Here is a 7,960-nt window from a genome sequence, read left to right as displayed (position 1 = left end):
GGGGGTGGGGTGGGCTTGGTCCAGGACCTTCCGCGGCCATGGATGGCCGCGGAAGAGCGCCACATGGATGTGCTTGAGCGCGTCCTGGACCAAGCCCACCCCACCCCCACGTACGCGGCCTACGCCAGCGCGCGGTAGCGCAGGTTGCGGAATCGCACTTCGCCGTCGCCGGCCGCCATCAGGCCGGGGCGCAGGCTGAGGAAATCCCAGGCCACGTTGTGGTGGTAGCCGGAGACCTCCATCTGCACGTAGAACTTGGTCCAGTTCTTGCCGTCGGGGCTGTGGTGGATGGTGACGATGTTGTGGTCGTTGGTGATGCGCAGGTGCAGCTTGCGGCCCAGGTCTTCCGGGGCGCGGACATTGCGCTGCAGGCCGTAGCGTTGCATGACGAAACCGTCTTTCGAGAAGCTCAGGCCGCAGTACAGGCGGCGGTTGTAGAACAGCAGGATGCCGGCTTCGGCGTCATCAATCACCTCGCACTCCACTTCCACCTCGTAGGCCAGGTCGCCGCAGATAAAGCACAGCGGTGAAGAATCAGAGGGGGTGGAACCCTTGCCCTTGATCACCAGCGCCTTGTCCTCGTAGCGGACGCGGTCCATTTCGTTCTCGGCCGGGTCGTAAAAGCCCCACTGCGTGCCGAACTTGTTGGTGGAAAAATCATCCGACAATGCCGCGCCGTGCGGGACGGCTTCGCCGCCTTTGGGCATGGCGATGGGCGCCGACAGGTCGCCGCCACCAGCCTCGATCCAGCCGTCATCCGTCCACGTGATCGGCGCCAGCAGGCACTGCCGGCCCAGGGTCCAGTAGTTGTTCTCGTAACCGTGGTAGACCATCCACCAGTCGCCGTCCGGGCCTTCCACCGCGGTGGCATGGCCGCGCGACCACCATTTCTCGTTGCGGCTCTCGGTACGGACGATGGGGTTGTTGGGCGCGTCTTCCCAGGGGCCGTCCAGTGATTTCGAGCGCGCGACGATGACCATGTGACCGGTCGGCGGGCCGGCCGTGCCGCCCACGGCGGTGATCATGTAGAAGTAGTCGCCGCGGCGCAGCATTTTCGGGCCTTCCGGCGAGAAGCTTTCAACCACCCAGTCTTCGGGATAGCGCCACGGGTCGTAGACGTGCCGGACCGGGCCGGCAGTGGCCAGTCCGTCCGGGGTCAGCGGCACGATGTCGCCGCCGGACAGGCACAGGTAGCGGTCGCCGTTGGTGTCGACAATGTGGCCGGGGTCGATGTGGTCGGGCAGTTCCAGGTCGATCGGGTCGCTCCAGGGGCCTTCTATGTTGTCCGCCCAGATGACGTAGTTGGAGCGGTAATCCGGAAAGCGAGCGGGGATGTACATGTAGTAGCGCCCCTCGTGCTTGCACAGTTCCGGCGCCCAGACGGCGCCGATCGGCTTGGTCAGCGCAGCAGTGACCGGCTGCCAGTTGACCAGGTCTTTCGAGTGCCAGATGACCAGGCCGGGATAGGCGTCGAAAGACGAAAACGTCATGTAGTAGTCGTCGCCGTCCTTGATGATGGACGGGTCCGGGTGGTCGCCCGGCACGATGGGGTTCAGGAACGTGCCGTTGCCCAGGTCGGCCTTGCGCTGGCCTTCAATACCGCGCGCCCATTCCAGGCTGGACCAGTCACCGGGGGCGATACAGTCAGCGGCTGGCACGTTTTCGGCCAGGACGCGGGTGCCCGGCGCACCCAGCAATGGGATCGCTGGCAGGGTGGACAGCAGGGAACGGCGGCGGAATTTCATGTCATCAGTGCTCCATTCGAACGTTTAGCAGAAAAAAGAATCCCCGCCGAAGCGGGGATTCCTGGTCTTGCGAAAGTGCGTTTCCAGCATCAGAACTGGTAGCGCAGGCCCATCTTGTAGATGCGGCCGGTGTGGTCGTACTCGTAACGACGACGGGCGTCGATGTCGGTCCAGCGATCCTGGTACTCGTCGGTCAGGTTCTGGGCTTCCAGCAGGATGGTCAGGCTTTCGGTCATGTCCCACCCGGCCGAGAAATCGACGTATGTGGTGGCCGCGTAACCTTCGAAGCGGTTGCTGTTGCCAGAGGTGCCGGTCAGGTACTCGTCACGGTAGGACGCCGAGATACGGGCGTTGAACGTGTCACGCTCGTAGTAAAGCGTGGCGTTCCACGAGTCGTTCGACAGGCCGAACAGGCGTTCGGTGACAATGTCGCTGCCGAAGGTGTAGTCCACGCTCGAGTCGACGTAGGTGTAGTTGGCGATCACACCCAGGTCACTGAGGAACGGCACGTTCTCGGTCATCACGCTGAAAGGCATCTGGAAGGCGATTTCGAAGCCGTCCAGGTCGCCGCCCGGGCCGTTGTCGATGGACGAGATCGTCCAGGGCATGCACTCGGGGCACTGGCCCGCCGGAGAGGTCGGGTTCAGCAGGTCCAGCGGCAGACCGGTGGAGGCGTAGGTGCCTTCACGCTCGCTGCCAATCGGACGCGACTCGATGTCCTTGTAGAAGTATGCGAAGGACAGCACGGCCTCGTCGGCAAAGTACCATTCCAGCGAGGTGTCGAACGACGTGGCGCGGGTCGGGTCCAGGTACGGGTTGTCGTAGCTCACCCGGTAGTTGAACGGATCCACGCTGCCACCCGGTGACAGGTTGCCGAGGCCGGGACGTGTCATGACCTCGGCGGCCGAGAAGCGCCACACCAGGTCCGGCGTGATGTCCAGGGCCAGGTTCAGGGCCGGCAGTACGTCGTCATACGGGTCGCGGTCGACGGTGACCCACGTGCCGGAGTTGTAACCGGACGAAGACTGGTCGGTTTCAACGTAGCGTACACCTACGTCGAAGCGCAGGCGCATGCTGCCCAGGTCGACATCACCGTTCAGCTGAACGAAAGCGCCCAGGTTTTCCTCGGTCACTTCGCTGGTGCCACCCTGGTCCAGGTTGGCCGGCAGGTTGTACAGGTCGAAGTAGTCGATCCACGCGTCCAGGCTGGGGATCACCCAGCTCTGCGTCGAGCCCGGACCCATGGTGTCGTTGAACGTGTAGATCTCGCTCATTTCCGGGGTTGCCGGTACACCGACCAGGTCGTCGACGCCGTCGCCATCTGTATCACACTCGTACAGCCCGGCGGCACAGACGCCGGTATCACGACGGTAGCCGATGGTGTCGAAAGAAAATTCCTTCCAGCTCACACCCGCCTCGATGGAGAAGTTCTCGTGGAAGTCCCAGACAATGTCGCCGGCCACGGTGTCGAAGCCGTGCTTGGTGTTGGTCGGGCGATCACGCAACTCGGTCAACTGGAAGTTGGTGGCATCCGTCACATCAGGGCCGTTGAAGGCGATGGTCGGGAACTGGTCATCACGGTAGTCGACCAGGAAGTTGTTGTAGTCGCGGTCGTCGTACATGAACGTGATCTCGTGCTTGAAATCCAGTTCAGACTGGGACGTGCCGACCAGCAGGTTGCCACTGAAGTTGTCGGAGAAATGATGCTCCAGGTCCAGGCCCACCTGGTAAAAGTCCGTGGTCCACGCCTTTTCGAAGTTCTCGTTACGAACCCAGGCGTTGTCCATGGTCAGGTAGGGGATGTTGTTGGTGGCCGAATCGTAGATGTAGTCGGTCACCGTCATGAAGCGCTCGTTGCCGCGCATCAGCACCTCGCCCCACTTCTCGGCGCGGGATGCGTCGTACTGTGAGTAGAGCGCGTCCAGCGTGATGGTGGTGTCGTCGCTGGGTGCGAACTGCAGTGATCCCGTCAGGCCCAGGCGCTCGCGATCGTACTGGATCAGGCCGTAGCGCGGGATTCGGGTGTGGAACGCGTTGGCGACTTCGGCACAGTTGGCATCGGTCGGGTTGGCCGGGCAGTCGACGCCCATGACGTTGGCGAATTGCGCCTGCGCCCAGCGAACGGTGTTCTGGCCCAACTCGTCGGTGGTGTTGTCAGAGTAAGCGGCGGACAGGGAAAGGCCCCAGTTGCCGGCATTGTGTGACCACAGCGCGGCGGCGCGCGGGCCCCAGTCTTCGCTCAGTTCGTTGAACTGGGCTTCGCCGCTGACGACGAAGGTCGTGCCTTCTTCGTACTGCAGCGGGCGGCCCGTGTTCAGGTCGACCACGGCACCCAGGGAGCCTTCGTCCAGGTTGGCGGACGCGGTCTTGTGCACCACCAGCTGGTTGAACAGTTCGGAAGCGAAGACGTTGAAGTCGAATGAACGACCACGGTTCGGGCCGCCTTCACCACCGGTGGCGGCGACGGACTCGATGCCGTTGACGCGCACGCGGGTGAACTCGCCGGACAGACCGCGAACCGAGATCTCACGGCCTTCGCCGGAGTCACGGGTGATGGTCACACCGGGAATACGCTGCAGTGATTCGGCCAGGTTGGAATCCGGGAAGTCGGCAATGTCCTCGGCGAAAATCGCGTCGACGGCGCCGACACTGTCACGCTTCAGGTCTAGAGCGGCTTCAAGAGACTGCCGGAAGCCGGTGACGACGACTTCTTCAAGTACGTCTTCGCTGGCGTCGGAGTCCGGGGCGGTAACAGGCTGTGCCAGGGCGGCGCTGCTCATGGCGGCAACGTAAGATGCCGTCGCAAGCTGCAGTGCCCTTTTATTAAAAGTAGTTCTGAACATTTTGGGTCAGTCCTCCTCGACTATAGGTCATGGCGCGGACGACATCCTGAATAAATAGATACCGGTGTCATTTTTTGACCTGGTTCCTCGTCCAGGTCTTGGGGCACCGAATCCATGGGGCGAGCTCTACCCCGGATGTCTTGGTGACCCGCCCCGTCGCGAGGGTTTTCCCTCGTCATTCGGGCCTGGAGTCACCTAAGCGCCTGGTTTTATTGATAAACCATTATTCTCATGAGTGGCATGCCAATCCCGCGTTAAACATCAGATCTACGCGCCTCGATGGACCGGGTGCCTGGAAGAACGGGTCATTGCCGTTCATTTCTCACGGAGCCTCGTTATTCATACTGGAACAGATGAATCGGGAATTCAAGAAAAAATGACACCGGTTTCACTATTTCTTCACTTGGCGCGAGAAGCCCGGACAGAAAAAAGGCGCAGACACCAGGGCGTCTGCGCCAGTTCCGGAGCGGCGAGGACCGCTCCTGTGTCGGCTAGGTGAAGCTCCGCAAGATCAGAACTTGTACCTGAAGCCGAGGAGATAGTTGGTGCCGTAGGTCGAGTAGTCGAGGCGACGGCGGGCGTCGGTATCGACATAGTTGTCCAGTGGCTCGTCGGTGACGTTCAGGATCTCGAAGGTCACGTCGAAGTTTTCGTTGAAGCGATAGCGGGTGGACAGGTCGACGAAGGTCGCCGGATCCACGAACTGCCACAGGTTGCCACTGCGGTTCGGACCACTCTCCAGGTAGTCGTCGCGCTGGGAAATCGCCACACGGGCATCAAAGGTGCCGTTCTCGTAGTACATCGTGAAGTTGTACGACGTGTCCGACTGGCCAAGGATGCGCTCGGTGATGATGTTGCCGGAGTAGTTGTACTCCACGTCCGAGCTCACATCGGTGTAGTTGGCGACGACACCCATGTTACGAAGCACCGGGATGTCATCACCCAGGAACACGCTGAACGGCGTCTGCACGGCGATTTCGAAGCCGGACAGGTCCGCACCCGGGCCATTTACCAGCTGGCTGATTTCCCAGCAACCCGCCGGGTCACCACAGGTGCCTTCCAGGTCCTGTGAAGCCGGTGAGGTCGGGGAGATGACGCTCAGCGGCAGGCCGGTCGAGGCAAAGGTGCCGGTGGTCAGCTCGCGAATCGGGAACGACTCGATGTCCTTCGTGAAGTAGGCGAATGACAGTACGGCTTCGTCCGCGAAGTACCATTCCACCGACGCATCGAAGTTGGTCGAACGGGTCGGGTCGAGGTTAGGGTTCTGGAAGTTGATCGCGTAGTTGAAGCTGTCGACGCTACCACCCGGGCTCAGGTTACCCAGGGCCGGGCGGGTCAGGGTTTCGGCCCATGACCCACGGACCACCACGTTTTCGGTCAGCCACAGTGCCGCGTTCAGTGACGGCAGCGTGTCGTCGTACTTCGGACGCTCGACTTCCACCCACTGGCCGGAGTTGAAGCCGGCAGAGGTCTGGTCGGTTTCAACGTAACGGACGCCGACGTTGTACATGAAGCGCATGTCGTTGCTGAAGATGTGATCGCCGTTCAGCTGGATCCAGGCACCAGAGGTTTCCTCGGTCACATCCGCGTAGCGGCCCTGGTCGGGAGACAGCGGGTAGTTGTAGTAGTCCAGCAGGCTGGTCCAGCCTTCCAGTGAAGGCGCGGCCCAGACGCTGTCGGAACCTTCGCCGACGTTACCGCCGTAGGTGTAGAGGTCAGACAGGTCCGCCGTGCCCTGCGGGCCAAGGATGTCGTCAACGCCGTCACCATCGGTGTCACAGTTCCACAGGCCCAGTCCGCAGACCGTGCCGTCGCGGCGGTCCTGGCGGGTCTTGTAGTCAAACTTCTTGTAGGCGTAGCCACCGGCCAGTTCCAGTGAGTCGGTGAATTGCCAGCTCAGGTTCAGGTCCATGTTGTCGAAACCGGTGGTGGTCTTGTGCACCTGGTCACGCAGCTCGGTCAGCGTGAAGATGCTGCCATCGGTCACGTCGCCACCGTTGAACGCCAGCGTCGGGAACGGGTTGCCGCCGTCGCCGTGGTAGTCGTACACGTAGCCGTTGTAATCACGGTCGTCGTACATCAGCGTGGTCGTCACGGGGGACTCGCCGGTTGACTCGGTGGTGCCGAAGTGGCCAGCAAAGCTGAAGGTGTCGGTAAAGTCATGCGTGACCTGCAGTGTGAACTGCTCGAACACCGACTCGGTTTCCTGGTAGTAGGTCTCGGAGCGGACCCAGGCGTTGTCGACACCCATCGCGGTGATCGTGTTGTTGCCGGAGCCATAGCGGTCCGGGAATTCCTGGATGTCGTAGCTGGTGACATCCATGCCGCCTTCGTTACCGCGGAACAGTACTTCGATGGTGCGGAAGTCACGCGTGTAGTCGTAGTTGGCGTACATGCCGTCCAGGGTGATCTCGGTACGGTCGGACGGTGCCCACTGCAGGCCGGCGGTGATACCCAGGCGCTCGCGGTCGATCTTGGTGCCGCCGTAGCGCGGGATACGGGCGTGGTAGCCGTCAGACACCTCGGCGCAACCGGCATCGCCGGGGTTGGCCGAACAGTCGACGCCCAGCACCGAGTTAAAGCTGGCCTTCTGGAAGCGCACGGTGTTGCCGGACAGGGTCTCGTTCTTGGATTCCGAGTAGGCCACGGAACCGGAGAAGCCCCAGACGCCGTCGGGGTCGTGGTAAGCAAACAGGCCGGTCGCGCGCGGAGCGAATTCGCCGCGGTTCTCGTTGTAGATGGCCTGGCCGCCAACCAGCGCGGTGATACCTTCTTCGTAATCAAAGGCGTGCGCCGTGTTCAGGTCGACGATGGCGCCGAGTGAGCCTTCCTGCAGTTCGGCCGCCGCGGTCTTGTGCACCACGATCGAGTTGAACAGTTCGGAGGCGAACATGTTGAAGTCGAAGCCGCGGCCGGTGTTCGTGGCCACGCCGGCACGCGTTTCCATGCCGTTGATGCGGGTCAGCGTGTAGCGGCCGCCCAGGCCACGAACGGTGATGGCGTTGCCTTCACCCTCGAAGCGGTTAATGGCCACACCGGGAATACGCTGCAGCGATTCGGCCAGGTTGGTGTCCGGGAAGTCGGCAATGTCTTCGGCCATGATGGCGTCGACCGCGCCAACGGAGTCGCGCTTGACGTCCAGTGCGACCTGCAGGCTTCGACGGAAGCCGGTAACCACCACTTCCTCGAGCAGTGCGTCGACGTCTTCCTCTGCATCGGTATCTGATTGCTGTGCCAGTGCTGGCATGGATGCGCCGTAGATCATTGTGGCCAGGCCCAATGAAATCATGCGCGTGAGCCTTGAACGGCCCCGTGTCTCCAGTTCGGGTGTCATTTGGATTTCCCCATCGCTTTATGTTGAGTCTAAGTAGC

At 61.9% G+C, this 7,960-nt stretch carries 3 protein-coding genes; all 3 read right to left on the bottom strand.

Annotated elements, in window-relative coordinates; genetic code table 11:
* Positions 1–119: 119 nt before the first annotated feature.
* Positions 120–1,745 (bottom strand): family 43 glycosylhydrolase, encoded by a 1,626-nt coding sequence (locus F3N42_RS11965; protein WP_150864686.1) that lies wholly within the window; start codon positions 1,743–1,745, stop codon positions 120–122.
* An 89-nt stretch (positions 1,746–1,834) separates the two neighbouring features.
* The gene (locus F3N42_RS11960; RefSeq protein WP_224784893.1) at positions 1,835–4,525 is read right to left on the bottom strand and encodes a TonB-dependent receptor; all 2,691 of its coding nucleotides are present in this window, start codon (positions 4,523–4,525) and stop codon (positions 1,835–1,837) included.
* A 574-nt stretch (positions 4,526–5,099) separates the two neighbouring features.
* The gene (locus tag F3N42_RS11955; RefSeq protein ID WP_150864684.1) at positions 5,100–7,922 is read right to left on the bottom strand and encodes a TonB-dependent receptor; all 2,823 of its coding nucleotides are present in this window, start codon (positions 7,920–7,922) and stop codon (positions 5,100–5,102) included.
* Between the last annotated feature and the right edge of the window lie 38 nt (positions 7,923–7,960).

Source organism: Marinihelvus fidelis (assembly GCF_008725655.1).
GTDB lineage: Bacteria > Pseudomonadota > Gammaproteobacteria > Xanthomonadales > SZUA-36 > Marinihelvus > Marinihelvus fidelis.
This window is presented reverse-complemented; position numbering and strand designations above follow the sequence as displayed.

Coding starts and splice junctions, on each gene's coding strand:
- F3N42_RS11965 (WP_150864686.1), bottom strand. CDS start 1,745: ATGAAATTCCGCCGCCGTTCCCTGCTGTCCACCCTGCCAGCGATCCCA.
- F3N42_RS11960 (WP_224784893.1), bottom strand. CDS start 4,525: ATGAGCAGCGCCGCCCTGGCACAGCCTGTTACCGCCCCGGACTCCGAC.
- F3N42_RS11955 (WP_150864684.1), bottom strand. CDS start 7,922: ATGACACCCGAACTGGAGACACGGGGCCGTTCAAGGCTCACGCGCATG.